21 protein-coding genes are annotated in these 22,002 nt (G+C 66.4%); 4 read left to right on the top strand and 17 right to left on the bottom strand.

The genetic code is table 11. From position 1 onward, the window contains the following. A complete protein-coding gene (gene trpB, locus ACEVQ6_RS18030; RefSeq protein ID WP_374890425.1) occupies window positions 1–1,221 on the bottom strand; it encodes a tryptophan synthase subunit beta in 1,221 nt (406 codons plus the stop codon). Next, the gene (locus ACEVQ6_RS18025) at window positions 1,218–1,892 is read right to left on the bottom strand and encodes a phosphoribosylanthranilate isomerase (RefSeq protein WP_374890424.1); all 675 of its coding nucleotides are present in this window, start codon (window positions 1,890–1,892) and stop codon (window positions 1,218–1,220) included. Before ACEVQ6_RS18025 ends, trpB begins: the two co-directional genes overlap by 4 nt. Before the next feature lie 113 nt (window positions 1,893–2,005). Here ACEVQ6_RS18025 and ACEVQ6_RS18020 point away from each other — a divergent pair, with 113 nt between their 5' ends. Next, on the top strand, window positions 2,006–2,206 hold the full coding sequence (locus tag ACEVQ6_RS18020) for a YqaE/Pmp3 family membrane protein (protein WP_374890423.1): 201 nt from the start codon (window positions 2,006–2,008) through the stop codon (window positions 2,204–2,206). A gap of 7 nt (window positions 2,207–2,213) precedes the next feature. On the opposite strand, the gene ACEVQ6_RS18015 is transcribed toward ACEVQ6_RS18020, so the two are convergent. The 8 genes from ACEVQ6_RS18015 to ACEVQ6_RS17980 form a co-directional block, all read right to left on the bottom strand. After that, entirely contained in the window at window positions 2,214–2,975 is a 762-nt protein-coding gene (locus ACEVQ6_RS18015) for a M48 family metallopeptidase (protein ID WP_374890422.1), read from the bottom strand. Between the two features lie 99 nt (window positions 2,976–3,074). Beyond that, complete coding sequence (locus ACEVQ6_RS18010) at window positions 3,075–3,515, bottom strand: DUF2852 domain-containing protein (protein WP_374890421.1); 441 nt, start codon at window positions 3,513–3,515, stop codon at window positions 3,075–3,077. 143 nt (window positions 3,516–3,658) lie between these two features. Beyond that, the gene (gene phaZ, locus ACEVQ6_RS18005) at window positions 3,659–4,933 is read right to left on the bottom strand and encodes a polyhydroxyalkanoate depolymerase (RefSeq protein WP_374890420.1); all 1,275 of its coding nucleotides are present in this window, start codon (window positions 4,931–4,933) and stop codon (window positions 3,659–3,661) included. Between the two features lie 150 nt (window positions 4,934–5,083). Next, on the bottom strand, window positions 5,084–6,106 hold the full coding sequence (locus ACEVQ6_RS18000) for a zinc-binding alcohol dehydrogenase family protein (protein WP_374890419.1): 1,023 nt from the start codon (window positions 6,104–6,106) through the stop codon (window positions 5,084–5,086). A 60-nt stretch (window positions 6,107–6,166) separates the two neighbouring features. Continuing rightward, window positions 6,167–7,141 (bottom strand): ABC transporter permease, encoded by a 975-nt coding sequence (locus tag ACEVQ6_RS17995; protein WP_374890418.1) that lies wholly within the window; start codon window positions 7,139–7,141, stop codon window positions 6,167–6,169. Between the two features lie 37 nt (window positions 7,142–7,178). Further along, the gene (locus ACEVQ6_RS17990; protein ID WP_374890417.1) at window positions 7,179–8,729 is read right to left on the bottom strand and encodes a sugar ABC transporter ATP-binding protein; all 1,551 of its coding nucleotides are present in this window, start codon (window positions 8,727–8,729) and stop codon (window positions 7,179–7,181) included. Between the two features lie 112 nt (window positions 8,730–8,841). Further along, window positions 8,842–9,831, bottom strand: coding sequence for an ABC transporter substrate-binding protein (locus tag ACEVQ6_RS17985; RefSeq protein ID WP_374890416.1), 990 nt, complete (start codon window positions 9,829–9,831; stop codon window positions 8,842–8,844). Window positions 9,832–10,170: 339 nt separating this feature from the next. Next, window positions 10,171–11,190: an aldo/keto reductase gene (locus ACEVQ6_RS17980; RefSeq protein ID WP_374890415.1), complete on the bottom strand. Its 1,020-nt coding sequence runs from the start codon at window positions 11,188–11,190 to the stop codon at window positions 10,171–10,173. 164 nt (window positions 11,191–11,354) lie between these two features. Here ACEVQ6_RS17980 and ACEVQ6_RS17975 point away from each other — a divergent pair, with 164 nt between their 5' ends. Then, window positions 11,355–12,233 (top strand): GntR family transcriptional regulator, encoded by an 879-nt coding sequence (locus tag ACEVQ6_RS17975; RefSeq protein WP_374890414.1) that lies wholly within the window; start codon window positions 11,355–11,357, stop codon window positions 12,231–12,233. Between the two features lie 27 nt (window positions 12,234–12,260). After that, window positions 12,261–13,349 (top strand): mannitol dehydrogenase family protein, encoded by a 1,089-nt coding sequence (locus tag ACEVQ6_RS17970; protein ID WP_374890413.1) that lies wholly within the window; start codon window positions 12,261–12,263, stop codon window positions 13,347–13,349. Here the strand turns inward: ACEVQ6_RS17970 and ACEVQ6_RS17965 are convergent. Together ACEVQ6_RS17965 and gabD are read right to left on the bottom strand one after the other, a co-directional pair. Next, window positions 13,343–14,140, bottom strand: a complete 798-nt coding sequence (locus tag ACEVQ6_RS17965; protein ID WP_374890412.1) for an aldolase/citrate lyase family protein — start codon at window positions 14,138–14,140, stop codon at window positions 13,343–13,345. The genes ACEVQ6_RS17970 and ACEVQ6_RS17965 overlap by 7 nt on opposite strands. A gap of 95 nt (window positions 14,141–14,235) precedes the next feature. Then, window positions 14,236–15,702, bottom strand: coding sequence for an NADP-dependent succinate-semialdehyde dehydrogenase (gabD, locus tag ACEVQ6_RS17960; RefSeq protein WP_374890411.1), 1,467 nt, complete (start codon window positions 15,700–15,702; stop codon window positions 14,236–14,238). 210 nt (window positions 15,703–15,912) lie between these two features. On the opposite strand from gabD, the gene ACEVQ6_RS17955 reads away from it, so the two are divergent. Continuing rightward, window positions 15,913–16,512: a nitroreductase family protein gene (locus tag ACEVQ6_RS17955; RefSeq protein ID WP_374890410.1), complete on the top strand. Its 600-nt coding sequence runs from the start codon at window positions 15,913–15,915 to the stop codon at window positions 16,510–16,512. Window positions 16,513–16,561: 49 nt separating this feature from the next. Here the strand turns inward: ACEVQ6_RS17955 and gyrB are convergent, their stop codons facing one another. From gyrB to ACEVQ6_RS17930, 5 genes are all read right to left on the bottom strand, one after another. Further along, the gene (gyrB, locus tag ACEVQ6_RS17950; RefSeq protein ID WP_374890409.1) at window positions 16,562–18,991 is read right to left on the bottom strand and encodes a DNA topoisomerase (ATP-hydrolyzing) subunit B; all 2,430 of its coding nucleotides are present in this window, start codon (window positions 18,989–18,991) and stop codon (window positions 16,562–16,564) included. A 137-nt stretch (window positions 18,992–19,128) separates the two neighbouring features. Next, complete coding sequence (locus tag ACEVQ6_RS17945) at window positions 19,129–19,506, bottom strand: helix-turn-helix domain-containing protein (protein ID WP_374890469.1); 378 nt, start codon at window positions 19,504–19,506, stop codon at window positions 19,129–19,131. Then, the gene (locus ACEVQ6_RS17940) at window positions 19,506–20,066 is read right to left on the bottom strand and encodes a Smr/MutS family protein (protein WP_374890408.1); all 561 of its coding nucleotides are present in this window, start codon (window positions 20,064–20,066) and stop codon (window positions 19,506–19,508) included. The genes ACEVQ6_RS17945 and ACEVQ6_RS17940 overlap by 1 nt, the downstream gene beginning before the upstream one ends. Further along, entirely contained in the window at window positions 20,053–21,180 is a 1,128-nt protein-coding gene (gene mltA / locus ACEVQ6_RS17935) for a murein transglycosylase A (RefSeq protein ID WP_374890407.1), read from the bottom strand. Before mltA ends, ACEVQ6_RS17940 begins: the two co-directional genes overlap by 14 nt. 8 nt (window positions 21,181–21,188) lie before the next feature. After that, on the bottom strand, window positions 21,189–21,896 hold the full coding sequence (locus tag ACEVQ6_RS17930; RefSeq protein WP_374890406.1) for a Tim44/TimA family putative adaptor protein: 708 nt from the start codon (window positions 21,894–21,896) through the stop codon (window positions 21,189–21,191). Window positions 21,897–22,002: the final 106 nt, after the last annotated feature.

Raw genomic sequence — 22,002 nt, 5'->3', positions numbered from 1 at the left:
TCAGAGCCCCATTCCGAGAATTTTGCCGACGGTGAAGATATCCTTGTCGCCGCGGCCGCAGAGATTCATGATGATGATCTGGTCCTTGCCCATGGTCGGCGCGCGCTTGATCACCTCGGCCAGCGCATGGCTGGGCTCCAGCGCCGGGATGATGCCCTCGACGCGGGTCAGGGTCTGGAAGGCGGCGAGCGCCTCGTCGTCCCTGATCGGCACATAGTCGACGCGGCCCGCATCCTTCAGCCAGGAATGCTCCGGACCGATGCCCGGATAATCGAGACCGGCCGAGATCGAGTGACCTTCCTTGATCTGGCCGTCGCCATCCTGCAGCAGATAGGTGCGGTTGCCATGCAGCACGCCGGGGGAACCGGCCGTCAGCGAGGCGCAGTGTTCCTCGCCGTCGAGCCCCTTGCCGCCCGCCTCGACGCCGACGATCCTCACGCTCTCGTCGTCGAGGAAGGGATGGAAGAGGCCGATGGCATTGGAGCCGCCGCCGACGGCGGCGATGATCAGATCCGGCAGCCGTCCCTCGGCCGCGAGAATCTGTTCACGCGCTTCCTTGCCGATGATCGACTGGAATTCGCGCACCATCTCCGGATAGGGATGCGGCCCCGCGGCCGTGCCGATCATGTAATAGGTGTCGTCGACATTGGTAACCCAGTCGCGCAGCGCCTCGTTCATCGCGTCCTTCAGCGTGCCCTGGCCTGCCGTTACCGGCTTTACCTCGGCGCCGAGCAGCTTCATGCGGAAGACGTTCGGTGCCTGCCGCTCGACGTCGGTCGCGCCCATGTAGACGACGCAGGGCAGGCCGAAGCGGGCGGCGACGGTCGCGGAAGCGACGCCATGCTGGCCTGCCCCGGTCTCGGCGATGATGCGCGTCTTGCCCATGCGCTTCGCCAGCAGGATCTGGCCGAGGCAGTTGTTGATCTTGTGCGAGCCGGTGTGGTTCAGCTCGTCGCGCTTGAAATAGATCTTCGCGCCGCCGAGTTCGGCCGTCAGCCGCTCGGCGAAGTAGAGCGGGCTCGGCCGGCCGGTGTAATGGGTGTTGAGATGTTCGAGTTCGGCGCGGAACAGCGGATCGGTCTTCGCCGCGTTCCACTTGTCCTCGAGATCGAGGATCAGCGGCATCAGGGTTTCCGCGACGAAGCGGCCGCCGAAAATGCCGAAACGGCCGTCCTCGTCCGGACCTTCACGGAAGGAATTCAGTTTTGGCGCCTGGTTCACCGCTCATCCCCTGTCGTGTCGATCGCCGCTTCCGCCCTGCGGAGCGCGGCGAAGAAATCCCGCATCAATGCCGGATCCTTGACGCCGGGGGCGGATTCGACGCCGGACGAGATGTCCACCGCCCTCGCCCGCGTCAAGGCCAGCGCCTCGGCGATATTGCCGGCGTTCAAGCCACCGGAAAGCATGTAATCGACGCCTTCGTCAAGCGCGGCCAAGAGCCGCCAGTCGAAGGCGACACCGTTGCCGCCGGGCAGATCCGCGCCCTTCGGCGGCTTGGCGTCGAAGAGAAACCGGTCGGCAATTCCGAGATAGGCGTCGATCCGCTTCAGATCGCCCGAATCGCTGACGGACAGGGCCTTGATCACCGGCAGGCCGTAGACGGCCTTTATGGTCAAAACGCGGTCGGGGCTTTCGGATCCGTGCAATTGCAGCATGTCGGGCGAAAGGCCGGAGACGATCTCGTCGAGCGCGTCATTGTCGGCGTCGACGGTGACGGCGACGATCTTCGCCCGGCCGCGTGCGGCCGCGGCGATCGCACCGGCATCGTCCGGCTCGATATGGCGCGGGCTCTTCGGAAAGAAGATGAAACCGGTGTGGCTCGCGCCGAGCGAGACCGCCGTCTCGACCGCTTCCCGCGTCTTCAGCCCGCAGATTTTCACGTCCGTCCTCATTCTTGCGACCTCGCATGAAACGGCGGTGAAGTCGAGCCGAAAAGCGCCTTGCGCCGGCCGATCGACGCCCCATATCTCCCCGAAAGAGAGATGATTTCGCGAGGTACGACCGGATGCGCCTTCTGCTTGCGCTGCTTCTTCCCTGGCTGCAATTCTTCACCATCGGCAGGCCTTTCGCCGGCATCATCTGCCTGATCCTGCAGGTAACGCTGATCGGCTGGATTCCGGCGGCGATCTGGTCCGTCTATGCGCTCAGCCAGTACAAGACCGACCGGAAGATCCGCGACGCGATCGGCGGCCGGTCGCTGCGCTGAAGGTGTTTCACGTGAAATCAATGGCATGCAGAAGCGTCCCATGACGCTTCAGCCAAGCCTGCGCCTCGTCCATGGCGGGGTGAAGGCTGCGGCAGAGCGCCCAGAAGCGCGGTCCATGGTTCATCTCGCGCAGATGCGCCACCTCATGGGCCGCGAGATAGTCAAGCACCATCGGCGGCGCCATCACGATGCGCCATGAGAAGCTCAGCGCACCCTCGGCTGAACAGGAGCCCCAGCGGCTGCGCGTATCCTTGATCGAGATCGACGCGACCCGGCGCCCGACCTTCGGTGCATGAACGGCAACGCGTGCCTCGAAATCACGCCTTGCCTCTTTTTTGAGGAAATCCGCGATCCGCCGGCGCAGATGTTCCGGCGCGCCGCCGACCTTCAGCACCGCTTCCCCCTCCTCCACCGCGCTTTCCGTCAGGCCACGCAGCCTGCCGGTGCGCACCACACGATGCGCTACACCGCGAAGGAGGATGGTCGATCCCTCCGCCAGCGGCCGGTCGTCGGCAAAGCGGGAAAGCTTCGTGGCGAGCCAGCCATGGTGGCGGTCGAGGAACGCGTTCACCTCGCGCTGCGCGAGGCCGATCGGCACCGTCATCTTCAGAGCCCGGCCGCCCGGCTCGATGCGCAGCGTCATGCGCGTCGACTGCGCGTGCTCGCGGATCGTCAGCGGGATCGGCCTGCCCTCCACGGTCAGAAGGCGCATCACCGGCGGCGCCGGCGCACGCGGCTTTCGGCGCGGTTTGCGAAGAAGCGAGATCATGGATCCTGATTAGCCGATTCGCCGCCGCGCGGCAGCAGACGTGAAAAGGCCGGCCCATGCTGTGATGGGCCGGCCGAGGGCGTATCGTCGCACGTTGCGTCAGACGGCCGGATAACCGGCGGGACCGTCCGTGCCGGAGGTCCGGCGCTCGCGCATGAAGCGATCGAATTCGTCCTGGTCCTTCGCCCGGCGCAGTTCGCGGACATAGGCGTCGAACTCCTCGCGCATCTCGTCCAGCTTGCGGCGCTCCTCGTCGAGGCGCTGAAGTTCCGCCTGGCGCCAGTCGTCAAAGGCGACGTTGCCGGTGTCTGCGGATCCGGTGCGCCAGGAAGGGCGGCGGCCACGGCCAAAGCCGCGGAAGGATGCGAATGTGCTGTCCATGACGTTGTTCGCCTCGCGCTTGAACGATTTGAGCCGCTCGCCGAAGAGGATATAGGCGAGGACGGCCAGGCCGAGCGGCCAGAAGACGACGAAACCCAGAACCATCAGTGCAATGGTCGCCGGCGTCCAGTCGGGTCGAATCAATGCATTTTGATGCATGGTGGCTTTCACCTCGTGTTGCAGAGGCCGCCACATGCGGCCTCATGCCCTCGATGTGGGAAATGCCGGGACGAACTACAAGAACAATCTCCAGTCAATCCTGCAAGCAATTGTTTGCAATCAGGAAAATCTGGAGGTTCCAGTCAGCCGGCCCGCCCGCCCCTGATGACGCCCTTGACCGGCCGGTTACGGCGCTGGTGGGCGCGCTGGAAGGCGGCGATGCGCGGCGCGATCTCGCGCCGGAAACGCGAACCGTTGAAGACACCGTAGTGGCCGACATCGGGCTGGACGTAATGCAGGCGCATCGCGTCGGGGATGCCGGTGCAGATCGTCTGCGCCGCCTCGGTCTGGCCGACACCGGAAATGTCGTCGTTCTCGCCCTCGACGGTCAGCAGCGCCACCTTGCGGATCGCCGTCGTATCGACACGGCGGTCGCGATGCATCATCTCGCCCTTCGGCAGGGCATGGTCCATGAAGACGGTGCGCACGGTCTGCAGATAGAATTCCGCCGTCAGGTCCATCACCGCCAGGTACTCGTCGTAGAAGTCGCGGTGCTTCTCGGCGGCGTCGCCATCGTTCTTGACCAGATGGGCGAAGAACTCCTTATGGGCGATTAGGTGCCGGTCGAGGTTCATCGACATGAAGCCGGAAAGCTGCAGGAATCCGGGATAGACCTCGCGCATAAAGCCCGGCTGCGGCCAGGGCACCGGCATGATGACATTGTCGCGGAACCAGTCGATCGGCCGTTCCTTGGCCAGCCGGTTGACGGCCGTCGGGTTGATGCGCGTGTCGATCGGCCCGCCCATCAGCGTCATCGTCGACGGCGAGAGCGGATCGTCGTCCGTCTCCATCAGCGCGACGGCGGCAAGTACCGGCACTGCGGGCTGGCAGACCGCGATCACATGGGTATCCGGCCCGATGAAGCGGATCATCTCGATCACGTAGTCGATATAGTCGTCGAGATCAAAGCCGCCTTCCGCGAGCGGCACCATGCGCGCATCGATCCAGTCGGTGATGTAGATGTCGGACGTCGGCAGCAGCGCCTCGACGGTTCCGCGCAGCAGCGTCGCGTAGTGTCCCGACATCGGCGCGACGATCAGCACCTTCGGGTCGGCGGCGCGCCCGCGCGGCAGCGAGCGCTCGAAATGAAGGAGGTTGCAGAAGGGCTGGCGCCAGACCACCCGTTCGGACACCGGAACAGTGACGCTGTCGATCATGGTCGAGGCGAGGCCGAATTCCGGCTTGCCGTAGCGGCGCGTCGCCCGCTCGAAGACCTCGAGGCCGGCGGCGGCGGTGCGGCCCAGATAGGTATGGGCCATCGGGTTCATGGGATTGCTGTAGGCGAGCCGCATCGCGTCCGCCGCCGCACGCCAGGGCGCCATCATCGCGTGATTGAGTTCGTAGAGCTGATAGAACATGGAATGCCTTCACTCCTTGAAGAACCGGGCAAGCCCTAAGACGCCGACGGGACGTTTGTTCCGCGCCGCCACGCTTTCACGCCGTCCGGGTCTGCCTTGCCTCGCATCGAAGCATGAATGCGTCGACATTCCGTAAAGCCTGCGCCCGTGTCAATTCTCCCTGATGGTGACGATCGCCTTGATCAGCCCGGCCTTTTCATGGGCCCAGCGCGGCAGGTCGGCGGGAAGCCCGTCGAGCGTCGTGCGATGGGTGACCAGCGCCTCGACCGGCACGTCCCCGGCACGCAGCGCCGCCATCACATGCTCGAAATCCACCTTCGTCGCATTGCGGCTGCCGATCAGCGTCATCTCGCGCTTGTGGAATTCCGGGTCGGAGAAGCGGATGTCGTCCTTGACCACGCTGACGAGCACCAGCGTGCCGCCATGGCCGACGAAGGAAAAGGCCGCCTCCATCGAGCCGGCATGGCCGGTTGCGTCGAAGACGACGTCGAAGCCGGCATCCTCCGTCGCGGCCAGCACCGCGGCCCGCGCGGAGTCGCCCGCGAGGATCCCCTCGGTGAAACCGAAGCGTTCGGCCGCCATGGCGAGCCGTTCGGCGCTGGCGTCGAGGAGCGTCACCCGGTGGCCGGCGACGCGTGAGAACAGCGCGGTGCCGAGCCCGATCGGGCCGGCGCCGATGACGAGCGCGCGGCTGCCGGCCTCGGCCTGCGAGCGGCGCACCGCATGGGCGCCGATCGCCAGGAATTCCACCGTCGCGGCCGCCTCCGGCGACAGGCCGTCCGCCGGATAGAGGTTGCCCGCCGGAACGAGTATCTCCTCGCAAAGCGCCCCGTCGGTATGGACGCCGAGCACCTTGATGTTGATGCAGCAATTCGGCTTGCCGCGCCGGCAGGCATGGCAGGTGCCGCAGGAGAGATAGGGGTTGACGACCACCCGCGTGCCAGGCCGGATGGCCACCCCTTCGCCGGACTCGCTGACGGTGCCCGAGAGTTCGTGACCCATCACGCGGGGATATTCGAGGAAGGGGTGCTTGCCCTCGAAGATGTGGTAGTCGGTGCCGCAGATGCCGACATGGCTGACGGCGAGCCGGACCCAGCCCGGCGGCGGAGATCCCGGCGCCGGTCTGTCGACGAGGGTGAGGTGGCCCGGCTGCGGGCAGAGTGCGGCTTTCATGGGCATCATTCCGGGAGGAGATGGAACGCCGCGCCCCGTTGAAGGGCGCGGGCGGTACGATCAGCGGGCGCCGCGACGGCGGAGCTGGTCGAAATAGACGATGACGATGATCAGCGCGCCGGTGATGATGCGCTGCCAGAACGAATTGACGTTCAGAAGGTTGGCGCCGTTGTTGATCGTCGCCAGGATGAAGGCGCCGAGCAGCGGTCCGTGCACCGAGCCGACCGCGCCGAACAGGCTGGTGCCGCCGATGACCGAGGAGGCGATCGCCTGCAGTTCCCAGCCTTCGGCCTGCGTCGCATTGCCGATGCCGATGCGCGAGGCGAGCAGCAGGCCGACGAAGGCGGCGCAGGTCGACGACAGGATGTAGGCCATGTAGATGGTGCGGTTGACGTTGACGCCGGAGAGCCGGGCCGCCTCGCTGTTTGAGCCAACGGCGAAGAGATAGCGGCCCCAGCGGCTCAGGTGCAGGAAGACATAGGCCGGCACCGCCACGACGATCACCATCCAGAACAGGCTCGGGATTCCGAGGAAATCGGCGCGCGAGAAGTTGGTGAAGGCCTCGTTGCTGATCGAGATCGTCGAACCGTTGGTGATCAGCAACCCGATGCCGCGCAGCGAGGTGAGCGTCGCCAGGGTGATGATGAAGGGCGGCAGGCCCATGCGGACGATGCCGAAGGCGTGGAAGGCGCCGATCGCCACGCCGATCAGCAGCGTCAGCAGCATGGCGAGCCAGAGCGGCACGCCGGCGGCGAGCAGCCAGGCGACGGCGACGCTGGAGAAGCCGACGACCGCGCCGACCGACAGGTCGATGCCGGCGGTGATGATGACGAAGGTCTGGCCGACCGCCAGGATCGCCGTCATCGCCCCCTGGCGGAGCAGGTTGCTGATATTGTTCGAGGTCCAGAAGCTTGCCGTCGACAGGCCGAGCAGCAGCCACAGGAAGAGCAGCAGCCCGAGCAGCGTCAGGCCGAACAGGATGTTCATGCCCTTCTTCGGCACCGGGGCCGATTCGGTCTGGGTATCAACGCTCATCATGTCCTCCACGCATTGTCTTGTCGCCCTCTTGCAGTCACACGCCGATCGCCTGCGTCAGCACGTCCTCGTGCGAGGCCGCATGGTAGTCATGGCTGGCGACGAGCCGCCCCTGCCGGAACACGTGCAGCCGGTCGGCCAGCTCGTAGACCTCGGGCAGATAGGACGAGATCAGGATGATGCCGGCCCCCTGCTCCAGAAGCCGGGCGAAGAGGCGGTAGATCTCCGCCTTGGTGCCGACATCGACGCCGACGGTCGGCTCGTCGAAGATGAAAAGCTTCGCGCCATGGCTCAGCCACTTGCCGATGACGATCTTCTGCTGGTTGCCGCCCGACATGGCCGAGGCGAGCACGCGCCGGTGCGGCGTCTTGATTTTCAGGTCGCGGATCTGCTTGTCCGCATTCTGCTGTTCGCGACCCCGGTTGATCGTCAGCCCGCTGGTCAGCCGGTCGAACACCGGCAGGTTGATGTTGAGGCCGATCGGCAGGTTGAGGCAGAGGCCCTGGTCGCGACGGCTTTCCGGCGCAAGCGCGATGCCGAGGTCCATCGCCTGACGCTCGTTCGCGATCTCGGTTCTGCGACCCTGCCAGTGGATCTCGCCGGAGCGGACCGGCTGCCGTCCGTAGAGGCCCATGACGAATTCGCTGCGGCCGGCGCCGATCAGGCCGTAAAGCCCGACGATCTCGCCGGCGCGCACCCTGATCGACACGTCCTCGAAGCCGGGCCCGGTCAGGCCGCGCGTCTCCAGGATGGTCTCGCCGATCGGGATCTTCTCCTTGTGATAGATCTGCTCGATCGTGCGGTTGATCATCAGCGCGATCAGCTCGGCGTCGTTGGTCTCGGCAATGTTGCGCGTGCCGACATGGGTGCCGTCACGCAGCACCGAGACGCGGTCGGCGAGCTCGAACACCTCCTCCATGCGGTGGCTGATATAGACGATGGTAACGCCGTCCGCCTGAAGCCGGCGAATGAGCCGGAAGAGCTGGGCCGATTCCTGCCGGGTGAGATAGGCGGTCGGCTCGTCGAAGATGAGGAACTGCGTGCCGCGCATCGCCGCGCGGGCGGTGGCGACGAGCTGCTGCTGGCCGATCGTCAGACTGCCGAGCATCGCCGCCGCCGGAAGGTTGAAGCCGAGGTCGTTCAGCACCGCCTGCGCCGCGTCGGTCATGGCACGCTGGCGCATGATGCCGGCGCCCGACGCCATCTCGTCGCCGAGGAACATGTTCGCCGCCACCGTCAGATGCGGGCAGAGCACCACTTCCTGGTGGACCGCATTGATGCCGCGGGCGATCGCCTCGTTCGGATCGGCAAGCGCGACCGGCTGGCCGCACCAGAGGACCTCGCCGGCCGTGCGGCGGATCACCCCGGTCAAGAGCTTGATCAGCGTCGATTTCCCGGCGCCGTTCTCGCCGACGATCGCGTGGATCTCGCCCGAAAGGAAGGTGACGGTCGCCGGCTTCAGCGCCTCGACGGTCCCGTATTTCTTCTGCAGGCCGCGGAGCTCCAGGATCGGCGCACCGCGCGGCACCGGATGGCCGGCAGCGACCATTCCCGGCCGCCGTGCCGCGGCCGCGTCAACATTCGACATGGTGTCCTCCCCGTCTTCCGCGACGTCCGCCGCGCCTTTCGTTCTGGCGCGGCGAGACATGTCCTTATGCATGCCGGCGAATGCGGGACATTCGCCGGGCGCGGGCGATCGATCAGTTGACCTTCGGGTTCAGCAGCGCGTCGATCTTCGGATCGGCCATGTTGGCCTTGGTCACCAGATTGGCGCCGGTGTCGACGAAGGTCTCGACCTTCTCGCCCTTGGAGACGGCGAGCGCCGTCTTCACGCCGTCATAGCCCATGCGGTAGGGATCCTGAACGACGAGGCCGGCAAGCACGCCTTCCTTGAGGAAGCCGACCGTCTTCTCGTCGCTGTCGAAGCCGATGACCTTGATCTTGTCGCCGAGCTTGTTTTCCGCGATCGCCTGGCCGACGCCCTGTGCCATGATCAGGTTCGAGGCGAAGACGCCGACGAGGTTCGGATTGGCGGTGATCAGGTCGGTCATCATGTTGAGGCCGGTGGTCGCCTGGCCGTCGGCATATTTGTCGGCGATGACCTTCAGGCCCGGATATTTCGCCTTGATCTGCTCCATGAAGCCTTCATGGCGCTGGTCGAGCGAGCCGACGCCCGGAAGCGAGGTGATGATGGCGACTTCGCCCTCTTCCTTGCCGGTCGCTTCCTTGATCGCCGCGGCGAGGCCGTCGGCGGCGATGCGCCCGCCCTGAACGTTGTCGGTGGTCAGGAACGAGGTGAAGGCCTTCGAGTCGGCGCTGGAATCGATGCCGATGATCGGAACGGCCTTGGCGGCCTCGTCGATCGGCTTGCCGAGCGCCTTGAATTCCGTCGGCGAGATGACGACGGCGGCAGGGCTGCCGGCGACGGCATTTTCGAGGATGCTGATCTGGCCGTTGATGTCGGCCTCGGACTGGGCGCCGAGTTCGGGAACGTTGACGCCGAGATCCTTGCCGGCGGCACGGGCGCCGGCGAGCACGATCTGCCAGTAGAATGACGTCGTGTCCTTGACGATGATCGGGATGGTGACGTCCTGGGCGAAGGACGCGACCGGCGACATCGTGGCGAAGAGCGCCGCTCCGGCGAGCGCCGTGAAGCTGCGGCGCGACAGCATGCTCTTGGTCAATTTCATGGATTCTCCTCCGACAGCAACCCTGTTCCGTCTCCTCGAATCCGGCCGGGGCGCGGCGACCGGATTTTATCGATAAAAAACACTTTACCGCGTCACGCTAGTCCCATCGCTGGCGAATTGCAAGGGAGCGGTTGCAGCGATCTGCGGATGCCCGTCGCCTCCCCGCGACCCCATCCGGTTCCTCCGCCGCGTCCTGACCGCGACTGGCCCTACGCTACCGCAGGTCGACAGAATTGCAAGCGAAATTCAGTTCATTCATTCCATTTTTTTCTATAACGGAATTTTCAATCCATTTTAGGTCGGCGCAACCGTGTGCGCGCCACGCCGGCCGAGGCGTCCCTACTCGCGGACCGCCTCGGTGCCGAGCGGCGGCGCGACCAGCGTGTGGGGCTCGAAGGCGGCAAAGTCGGCGGCGCCAAGCGGCGATTCGGTCAGGTCCATGTTGCGCGCGAGGCTCGCCGGCTTGGCGGTGCCGAGCAGCACGGAGGCGACAGCCGGATGGGACAGCGGAAACTGGATCGCCGGCGCGGCGAGCGGCAGGCCAAGGCCGGCCGCCGCGGCCTCCATGGCCTTCACCCTGGCGAGGACATCCGCGTCCGCCGGCCTGTAGTCGAAATGCGCACCCTCCGTCGCTCCAGTCGCGAGGATGCCGGAATTGAAGACGCCGCCGACGACGAGCGACGTGCCTGCCGCCACGCACGCCGGAATGAGCTCCGCCACGGCCGAGCGGTCGAGCAGCGTGTAGCGCCCGGCAAGCAGGATGCAGTCGAGCGCGGCCTGGCGCATCACCTCCAGGCAGACGGGCACTTCGTTGACGCCGAGCCCGTAGGCCCTGATCGCCCCGCTGGATTTCAACGCCTCCAGCGCCTTGAGGCCCGAGGAGAGGAGCTGATCGATCAGCACGGCGTTGCGCGCCGCCCCGTGGGTGTAGACGCCGATGTCATGGACATAGAGGATGTCGATCCGGTTCAGCCCGAGCCGGGCATAGCTGAACTCGACCGAGCGCATGATCCCGTCATAGCTGTAGTCGTAGTCGGCATCGAAGGAGAGCGGCTTGACGTAGGAATAATCCGGCACCTTGTCGTCGGGCACCGGGCGCAGCAGCCGCCCGACCTTGGTCGACAAGACGTAGCTGTCGCGCGGCTTGTCGCGCAGGAAGTCGCCGACCCGGCGTTCGGCGAGGCCGAGGCCATACCAGGGGGCGGTGTCGAAGTAGCGCAGGCCCCTGTCCCAGGCCGCCTGCAGCGTGTCGATCGCCGCCTCTCGCGTGCATTCGCGGTAAAGCCCGCCGAGCGCTGCAGTCCCGAAGGAATATTCGGTGACCGCCAGGTCGGTCCGGCCGATGGTTCTCGTCTTCATGCGTCTGTCCTTGAGCCCGCGCTGCCTGATCGCGCCGCCGGAGCGGCGGCATTCCTGTCTTTTATCGGCAATAGACAGTTGCGCGTCAACGGATAAGATGGGAACAGTGGGGAGGCCGCCGGCGGGCCGCACCCTGTCCTTCGAGAAGACCGAGCAGACCCATCATGGCAAAGCAGAACACCGTCTTCAAGGATGCGTTCAACCGCTGCCTCTCCCTGATCGCGGAAACCCGCACCCTGCCGTCCGAACCCGAACTCGGCGCGCAGCTCAAGGTGAGCCGTACGACGGTGCGCGCCATCCTGACGCGGATGGAGGCGCTCGGTCTCGTCGAATGGGACAAGCGGGCGAAAACGGTGCTGCGCGCGCCGAGGCCCGCCGACTACTTCCCGGCAGAGGAAACCGACTCGCTGTCGCAGATCATCGAGCGCAGCTTCATGCGCCGGATTCTCGCCGGCGGCGCCGAGCCCGGCATGCAGATCAACGAGCTGGAGCTTGCCCGCGACATCGGCATCGGCACGACGAGCGTGCGCGAATTCCTCATCCGTTTCAGCCGTTTCGGCCTGATCGAGAAGCGCCCGAACAGCCACTGGATCCTCAAGGGCTTCACCCGGGAATTCGCGCTCGAACTGACCGAGGTGCGCGAAATGTTCGAGCTGCGCTCCGCGCTCGGCTTCGCCGGCCTCGATGCACGCCATCCGGCCTGGGCCGAACTCGACGATATCGAGGACGTGCACCGGCGCCTCCTCCACGCGATCGACAGCCGCTACCTCGAATTCTCCGAACTCGACGAACGCTTCCACCTGCTCGTCCACCGCGCATCGAGCAACCGCTTCATCATCGATTTCTACGACATCATCGCGATCGTCTTCCACTATCACTACCAGTGGAACAAGACGAATCAGCGCGAGCGCAACGGGCGGGCGATCGAGGAACATCTCGACTATATCGCCGCACTGCGCTCGCGCGACGCCGCCGCCATCGAGACGGCCTGCCGACGCCATCTCCGTTCGGCGCGCGAGACGCTGCTGCACTCCATTTCCTGACGCCATGAAGCCGACGAAGGATTGACCATGCCCACACCGATCGTGCAATTCGGCACCAGCCGCTTCCTTCAGGCCCATGCCGACCTCTTCGTCAGCGAGGCGCTGGCGGCGGGCAAGGCGCTCGGACCGGTCACGGTGGTGCAGACGACCAGATCGGCCGAGCGGGCCGGCCGCCTTCCGGCGCTGGCCGCTCCGGGCGGCTTTCCCGTCATCGTCCGCGGCGTCGAGGGCGGCGAACGGGTGGAGAAACGGGTTCAGGTCAAAAGCATCACGCGTGCGCTCTCCGCCCAGGACGCCTGGCCCGAGCTTTGCCGGATCGTCGCCGAGGAGGCGGAGGTGCTGATTTCCAACACCGGCGACACCGGCTACCGGATCGGCGAGGACGACGCGGAAAAGACCGTGCCGCGCTCCTTTCCGGGCAAGCTCCTCGTGCTGCTGAAGGCGCGCTTCGATGCCGGGGCGCGGCCGTTGACGGTTCTGCCCTGCGAACTCGTCTCCCGCAACGGCGAAACGCTGCAGAGGCTGGTTGTCTCGCTGGCCGAGTCACGGATCGGCGGCCGGTCCTTTGCCGGATTCCTGAAGGATGGGGTCGTCTGGGGCAACACGCTGGTCGACCGTATCGTCTCGGAGCCGCTGGAACCCGCCGGTGCCGTGGCCGAACCCTATGCGCTCTGGGCGATCGAGCGGCAGCCCGGCCTTGTCGCCCCGTGCGAACACCCATCCATCGTGCTGACCGACGACCTGACGCCCTACGAGAAGCTGAAGCTGCACATCCTCAACCTCGGCCATACCGTGCTCGCCGACATCTGGCTGAAGGAGCACCGGCCCGAGGCGGAATTCGTCCGCGAGATCCTCGCCGTGCCCCGGATCGCCGGCACGCTGTCCGATCTCTACGCGGCGGAGGTCGTGCCCGCCTTCGCGGCGAAAGGGCTCGGGGCGGAGGCCTCCCGCTATGTCGCAACGACGCTCGAGCGCTTCGCCAATCCGTTCCTCGACCACCGGCTCGCCGACATCGCCAACCACCACGCCGACAAGCTCGTCCGGCGCATTGTCGATTTTCACCGGTGGAGCCCGGAGACACCCATGCCGCGCCTGCTGGCGATCGCCGGTCAGTAGCCGGAGGCAGAAGACGCAGGCTCGGGCCCTTCGCCAAGGAAGCTCTGACGCAAAGCCGTCGCCGCCTGGGCGAGCAGGGTCACGTCGGCGCCGATCGCCATGAAATCGGCGCCCATCGCGCGATAGGCATGGCACTGGGCGAGATCAAGGGACATGATGCCCCGCGCCTTGCCGGCGCGGCCGATGCGCCGGAAGGCGTCAACGATCGCCTGCTGCACCGGTTCGGCGCCGGACTGGCCGAGATGGCCCATGTCGGCGGCGAGATCGGAGGGGCCGATGAAGATGCCGTCCACGCCCTCGAGCGCCGCGATGCCGTCGAGCGCCGCAAGCCCCGCGCGGCTCTCGATCTGCAGGAGCAGGCAGATCTCCTCGTCGGCCGTCGTCAGATAGTCGCCGATGCGGCCGAAGCGGGAGGCACGGCCGAGCGCGGCGCCAACGCCGCGCATGCCGGCCGGCGGATAGCGCACCGCCCGGACGAGCGCCTCCGCCTGCGCCACGCTTTCGACCATCGGGATCAGCAGCGTCTGGGCACCGGCATCGAGCACCTGCTTGATCATCCAGGCCTCGCCGACCGGAAGGCGGACGATCGGATGGCTCGGCGCGGCGGCGGCGATCTGCGCCGAGATCAGCGGCAGGTCGTTCGGCCCGTGCTCGGCATCGATGAGCAGCCAGTCATAGCCGCTGCCCGAGAGGACTTCCGTCGTATAGGCATTGGCAAGCGCTGCCCAGAGGCCGACCTGGAAACGCCGTTCATGAAGGGCGGCCTTGAAGCTGTTCGGGGGCGCGGGCATGGCAAACGGCCTTCTTCATGTGTGGTGAGCGGCGACGCGGTCCCTGCGCCGCGCTCGAGCGTACGCATCCATCGGGGGCCGGATGCAAGCCCGCCTCAGGCGATGCCGCCGAGGCAGACATATTTGATCTCGGTGAACTCCTCGATGCCGTAGCGCGACCCCTCACGGCCGAGACCCGACAGCTTGACGCCGCCGAACGGCGCTTCCGCCGTCGAGATCAGCCCGGTATTGACGCCGACCATGCCATATTCCAGCGCCTCGGCGACGCGGAAGACACGGGCGAGGTCCTTGGCGTAGAAATAGGAGGCGAGGCCGAACTCCGTGTCGTTCGCCTGGGCGATCACGTCCGCCTCGTCGTCGAAGCGGAAAAGCGGCGCGAGCGGGCCGAAGGTCTCCTCGCGGGCGACCGCCATGTCGGACGTGACGTCGGCGAGGATGGTCGCCTCGAAGAAGGTGCCGCCCAGCGGGTGGCGCTTGCCGCCCTGGAGGATGCGGGCGCCCTTGCCGAGCGCGTCGGAAATGTGCTCCTCGACCTTTTCCAGCGCCGGCGCGTCGATCAGCGGGCCGAGCACGACGCCCTCGTCGAGGCCGTTGCCGGTCTTGAGCTTGCCGACGGCAACAGCGAGCTTGTCGGCGAAGGCATCGTAGACGTCGGCCTGCACGTAGATCCGGTTGGCGCAGACGCAGGTCTGACCGTTGTTGCGGAACTTGGCGATCAGCGCCCCTTCGACGGCCGCATCGAGATCGGCATCGTCGAAGACGATGAAGGGCGCGTTGCCGCCGAGCTCGAGGCCGAGCTTCTTGATGGTCGGCGCCGACTGGCGGTAGAGCTCGGTGCCGATCTCCGTCGACCCCGTGAAGGTGAGCTTGCGCACGACCGGGTTCGACGTCATCTCGGCGCCGATCTCGCGGGCGGAGCCGGTGATGACGCTGAAGAGCCCCTTCGGCAGGCCGGCGCGCTCGGCGAGGACGGCAAGCGCGATCGCCGAGAACGGCGTCTGCGAGGCGGGCTTCAGCACCAAGGCGCAGCCGGCGGCGAAAGCGGGGCCTGCCTTGCGCGTGATCATCGCGTTGGGGAAGTTCCAGGGCGTGATCGCCGCGACCACGCCGATCGGCTGCTTCATGACGAGGATGCGCTTGTCCTTCTGGTGGCCGGGCACGATGTCGCCGTAGATCCGGCGGGCTTCCTCGGCGAACCATTCGATGAAGCTCGCGCCGTAGACGATTTCGCCCGTCGCCTCGGCCAGCGGCTTGCCCTGCTCGAGCGTCAGGATGCGCCCCAGATCGTCCTTGTTGGCGATCATCAGGTCGAACCAGGCGCGCAGGATGCCGGAACGTTCCTTGGCCGTGCGCGCCGCCCATTCCACCTGCGCGGCTTGCGCGGCAGCGATCGCCGCCTTCGTCTCGGCGGCGCCGAGCTTCGGCACATGGCCGAGGATCTCCCCGGTGGCGGGATTGTTGACGGCGATCGAGGCGCCCGGAACCGCCTCGACCCACTCGCCGCCGACACGCGCGGCCTGGCGGAAGAGAGTCGGATCTTTGAGCGGCGTGTTGAACGGCATAACGGGCCTCCTCGTGGCAATATTTGCAGGAAGGTATAGAACTTTTTTCAGAAGAACGGCAATCCGCCCGCCGGCCCGTAAAGCCCCTGTTGACGCAGCGTTCAACCGCAGGCGCGCTCCCCGATGTTGCAGCGCAAAAGGATCGGCCTACATTGATTGTCTCGAAAAGGCCGGTCTCTTTCAGGGACGGGCGAATGACGGACCCTCATGATGACCGAAAGCAACCACCGCATCTCCGAATACGACGTCGATCCGCTCTTCCTCAATCGCTGGTCGCCGCGCGCCTTCAGCGGCGAGGCGCTCGACGAGCAGGCCTTGCTGACCATCCTCGACGCCGGGCACTGGGCGCCGTCGGCCTTCAATTCACAGCCCTGGCGCTTCGTCTACGCCCTGCGCGACACGCCGGAATGGGACAAGCTGTTCCCGATCCTCAACGATTTCAACCAGAGCTGGGCAAAGACGGCCTCCGCCATCGTCATCCTCCTGTCGAAGACGCATTTCGCCGCGCCCGGCAGCAGCGAGGAAAAGCTTTCCTACAGCCACTCCTTCGACGCCGGCGCCGCCTGGGGCGCGATCGCGCTGCAGGCGCAGCTGCTCGGACTTCAGGCCCATGGCATGACCGGTATCCATCTCGACAAGGCCCGCGAGATCCTCGCCATTCCGGAAGACGGTTTCCGCGTCGAGGCCGCGATCGCCATCGGCCGCCCCGGCGACAAGACACAGCTTCCGGACCACCTCCAGGGCCGCGAGACGCCGAGCCCGCGCCGACCCCTGGCGCAGGTCGCCTTCAACGGGTCCTTCGCCGGCTGATCGTGAAAAAGCCCCGGAGCGATCCGGGGCTTTTCGTCGGGAACCACGATCAGATATCGAGATTGGCGACGCTCAGGGCGTTTTCCTGGATGAAGTCGCGCCGCGGCTCGACCTCGTCGCCCATCAGCCGCGCGAAAAGGCCGTCGGCGTCGGTGGCGTCGCTGATCTTCACCTGCAGAAGCGAGCGGACGTTCGGATCGAGCGTCGTCTCCCAGAGCTGCTCGGCATTCATCTCGCCGAGACCCTTGTAGCGCTGCATCGACAGACCCTTGCGGCCGCTGGCGAAGATCGCCTCCAGCAGCGCGCGCGGGCCGCTGATTTCCTGCTGGCCTTCCTTGCGGCGCAGCACCGGCGGCGTGGCGTAGATCTCCTTCAGCCGCGGCGCGAGCTGGTCGATGTGGCGGGCGTCGGACGAGCCGAGCAGCGCCATGTCGATGAAGGCAGCTTCCTTGACGCCGCGCACCATGCGCTCGAACTTCAGGCCGCCATCGGCAAGCACGCCACCGCTCCAGCCGCGCTCGGTTTCCTCGGCGATCAGGTCGAGCCGCGCGGCGACCTCCGATGCCATGGTCTCGCCGCGATCGGCGCCGATCTCGGGATTGAGCGCGCCGGCGATCGCCGCCTGCTCCACGACGTTTCGACTGTAGCGCGAATGAAGGCCCTCGATCAGGGCGCGCAGACGCAGGGCGTCGGTGATCACCTCACGCAGGTCCTGCCCGGCCCTCACCTCGCCCGTGCCGAGCTCCAGCGTCGAATCCTCCAGCCCCATCGACACGAGGTAGTCTTCGAGCGCCTTCTCGTCCTTCAGGTACTGCACCGACTTGCCGCGCGCGACCTTGTAGAGCGGCGGCTGGGCGATATAGAGGTGGCCGCGCTCGATCAGTTCCGGCATCTGCCGGAAGAAGAAGGTGAGCAGCAGCGTGCGGATATGGGCGCCGTCGACATCGGCATCCGTCATGATGATGATCTTGTGGTAGCGCAGCTTGTCCGGGTTGAACTCGTCCTTGCCGATCGAGGTGCCGAGGGCGGTGATCAGCGTGCCGATCTCCTGGCTCGACAGCATCTTGTCGAAGCGGGCGCGCTCGACGTTGAGGATCTTGCCGCGCAGCGGCAGGATCGCCTGGTTCTCGCGCGAGCGTCCCTGCTTGGCCGAGCCGCCGGCCGAATCACCCTCGACGAGGAAGACTTCCGATTTCGCCGGGTCCCGTTCGGAACAGTCGGCGAGCTTTCCGGGAAGCGACGAAATGTCGAGCGCACCCTTGCGCCGCGTCAGTTCCCGCGCCTTGCGCGCCGCCTCGCGGGCGGCGGCGGCCTCGACCACCTTGCCGACCAGCGTCTTGGCTTCCGAGGGATGCTCCTCCAGCCAGACGCTGAGCGCCTCGTTGACAAGGCTCTCGACCACGGGCCGGACCTCCGAGGAGACGAGCTTGTCCTTGGTCTGCGAGGAGAACTTCGGGTCCGGCACCTTGACGGAAAGCACGGCGGTCAGGCCCTCGCGGCAGTCCTCGCCCGAGAGCGTCACCTTTTCCTTCTTCATGATGCCGGAACTGTCGGCATAGCCGACGATCTGGCGGGTCAGCGCGCCGCGGAAACCCGCCATATGGGTGCCGCCGTCGCGCTGCGGGATGTTGTTGGTGAAGCAGAGCACGTTCTCGTGGTAGCTGTCGTTCCACCACATCGACACTTCGACGGTGATGCCGTCGCGTTCGCCGCGGATCGAGACGGGCTTGGGAACCAGAGGTTTCTTTGCCCGGTCGAGATAGGCGACGAAGGCGTCGAGACCGCCGTCATAGAGCATCTCGGTCTGCTTCACGTCGGTATGGCGCCGGTCGGTCAGGAGGATGCGCACGCCCGAATTGAGGAAGGCGAGCTCGCGCAGCCGGTGTTCCAGCGTATTGAAGTCGAATTCGGTCCGGCTGAAGGTGTCGCCGCTCGGCAGGAAGGTCACCTCGGTGCCGGTCGCCCCGCCGGACTCGCCGGTGACCGCGAGCGGCCCGTCGGGGACGCCGTGGGTGAAGCTCATCTCGTGGATGCGGCCGGCCCGGCGGATCTTCAGCTTCAGCGTCACCGACAGGGCATTGACGACCGAGACGCCGACGCCGTGCAGGCCGCCGGAGACCTTGTAGGAATTCTGGTCGAACTTTCCCCCGGCATGGAGCTGCGTCATGATCACCTCGGCGGCGGAAACGCCCTCCTCGCGGTGAATGTCGGTCGGGATGCCGCGGCCATTGTCGGTGACGGTGACGGAGCCGTCGGCATTGAGCGTCACGGTGACGATGTCGGCATGGCCGGCCAGCGCCTCGTCGATCGCATTGTCGACGACCTCGTAGACCATGTGGTGCAGGCCCGAGCCGTCGTCCGTATCGCCGATATACATGCCCGGCCGCTTGCGCACGGCATCGAGGCCCTTCAGGACCTTGATCGAATCGGCGCCATATTCGGCCTCGGCGGCCGGTTCCTGGGAGGGAATATCCGTCATACGGTCTACTGTCTTTCCAGAGGTTCAAGGGGACCCGAACGGATGCCGAATCATCGCCGGAGGTCCCCGGCGACTATAGGCAAGAGGGCCCCGGTTCGGAATGCCGCGGAAGCGCGCGACAGCCGTTTTCCGGTGGATCATCGCTCCTCCTTATCAGGAAATCGGCGTTTCTCCAAAACCTCCTCCATCTCGGCGATGACGGAGGCGGGAATCTCGCGAAACTCGGCCTTCAGCCGGTTCAGGAAGGCAAGATGGGCGGCGGAAAGGCCGGCCGCATCGATGACCACGCGCGGGTCGGACAGGCGCGCCAGGCGGAAGAGGTCGTCGGCCTCGTCCCAGATGACGTTGAAGAAGCCGGCGACGCGCTGCAGGAACTCGAAACTCGGTGCGCCGCGCCGGCCATGCTCGAGCGCGGAGAGATAGGCGGCCGAGACGCCGATCGCCTCGGCCATCTCCTTCTGCGAGACGCCCTTGCGGCGCCGGAGTTCCTGCACCGCCGCGCCGAAGGGCGTGATCACGGCACGCTCCCGGGACGGCGGGCAAGGCGGACATAGAGCGCGCCCTCGCCGCCATGATTGCGCGCCGCCGGTTCGTAGGACGAGATCATGTGGCGGAACTCCGGCAGGGAGAACCAGAGCGGCACTGCCCGCTTCAAGGCCCCATCGCTGCCGAAGGAGGTTCCTTTGCCGGTGATGACGAGGACATGGCGCAAGCCCCGTCCATGGGCGCGGCGGATGAAATCGAGGAGGAGAAAATGCGCCTCGCCCTGGAACATGCCGTGCAGGTCGAGGCGCGCCTCCAGCTCCAGGCGGCCCTTGGCGATCTTGCGCTTCACCGGCCGCTCCAGCGGATGGTGCACCGGCGCCGCGCGGCCGCTGCCCTCGGCGGGACGGCCGGCCTCCGCCTTGAGGGAGGATGCAGGCTGGGCCGGAGCCGCAGGCTCGACGGCGGCCTTCTCCACCGTCGTGGACGGCACCTCCGCGTCGACAGCCCGCCCCTTCAGCGGCTTGGTATGGCGCATCACCCGCCCCCAGAGGATGCGGTCCTCGTCGGAAAGCGTCTTACTGCGTGCCATGGCCGCCATACCGCTCCGCCGCCGCCCGCGGGATCAGGACGACGACGTCGGCCGCGTTTCGCACACCGCCCGCAAGCCGGCCGGCCGCGTCGCCGGAACCGGTGAAGATATCGCCGCGCGCCGGGCCGACGATCGCGGACCCGGTGTCGAGCGCCAGCATCAGCCGCCGGAACGGCCGGCCTCCGTCCATGTGGGTGAGCGTGTCGCTGCGGACGAAGAAGGGCGTGCCGAACGTGTGGATCAGGCGATCGACCGCGAGCGACCGGCCGGGCTCCAGCGCCACCTTTGCCGCTGCGACCGGCCCGAGGCCGGCATCGTCGACCTCTGCCTCGCGGAAGAAAATGTAGGAGCGATTGTGCCAGAGGACGCGGTCGACATCACCCGGGTGATCGGCGAGATAGGCGCGGATCGTCGCCATAGACACGGTCTCCGGATCGATCCTGCCCTCGTCGATCAGCAGCCGGCCGATCGCGGAAAAGGGGTGGCCGGTCTTTGCCGCATAGGTCACCCGCCGTATCGTTCCGTCGGGAAAGACGAGCCGCGCCGCGCCCTGCACATGGGCGAAGAAAACATCGACCTTCGACCGCGCCCAGGCGATCTCGAGACCGCGTCCCTCCAGAAACCCCTCGTCGATCGCGCGCCGGTCGGGATAGGCGGTCAGACTGTCTCCGACCCGGCGGGCGAAGGCGAAGGCGGGATCGAGACCGGGAGGACGGTCCTGCCCCTCGACATCGACGAGATCGGCGGGACGCCGGTAGAAAGCATAGCGGAACTCATCGTCCGGCCGCCCGGCAACCGGAACCTCCGGCTCGTAGAAAGCGGTGACGAACCCGGTCTTCCCGTCGGGCAGGGTCACCCGGAACGGCACGAACGCCGCCTCGAAGAACCGCCGGGCGACCTCCGCCGACGCATCGAGATCGAAGGATCGCGCGGCATCGAGCGCAGGCAGCAGTTCGGCGCTGGTCACGCCCAGCGCACCGGTCCGATAGGGTTTCACGCCGGTGACATGGGCATGGCAGCGCCGCATCGCGCGGATGACGGGGCGCGGGTCATCCTCCGCCCAGCCGGGCAGGTCGTCGAAGCGGACAGGCTGGAGGGCGAAGGCCGGCGCCATGGCACGCGTCAGGTTTCGGATTCGGTGGCGATCAGCTTCCAGTTCGGATCGCGCGAGCGCAGGTCGCGCGAGAAGGTCCAGAGGTCGTTGACCTCGGCCACCGCCTCCGCATCGCCCTCGATCAGCGTTCCCGCCTTGTCGTAGGTCGCCGAGATCAGCTGGCTGACGATGCGCAGCGTCAGGCTCGCCTCGGTCTTGCGCATCTCGGCATGGGTGATGTCGGCCTTCTCGATGCCGACAAAGGTGGACTTCATCACCTCGCCGCGCGACTCGCGTTCGGCGATCGCCGCCTCGAACCCGTCATAGACCTCGCGCGACAAGAGGCCCTTCAGCGTCTTGCGGTCGCCATCGGCGAAGGCGAGCACGATCATCTCGTAGGCGATGCGGGCACCGTTGACGAATTCCTTCGGATCAAAGGTCGGATCCGCGTCGACGATCTGGCGCAGGCTGGCATTCAGCGGCGTGCCGGCGGGGGCGAAGCTGTCGACGCGCTGATAGCGGGTGTCGGTTTCCTCGCCATTGCCATCGCGCCGCGGCAGCTGGATCACTTTCCCGTTATCCTGCGCCTCGGGCCGCTCGGCGGCATCGCGCGGGGAAAAAGGGTCGAAGGGTGGCCGCTCGCGCCCGGTGCGCCGGCCGAGAACGCTGCGCAACTGCAGAAAGATGATGACAGCGGCCACGAGAAAAAACAATGTGATGAAATCAAATGAGCCCATGTCGATCCGCTACCGCTGTTCATTCTATTTTCTCCACCCCATATAGTCTGCAAGGAAAGATCATTCAAATGCGATATCGGACGGGGGCGCGCGTGGCGGCAGGCGG

It is taken from the genome of Ensifer soli, assembly GCF_041928815.1.
GTDB lineage: Bacteria > Pseudomonadota > Alphaproteobacteria > Rhizobiales > Rhizobiaceae > JBHFEI01.
This window is presented reverse-complemented; position numbering and strand designations above follow the sequence as displayed.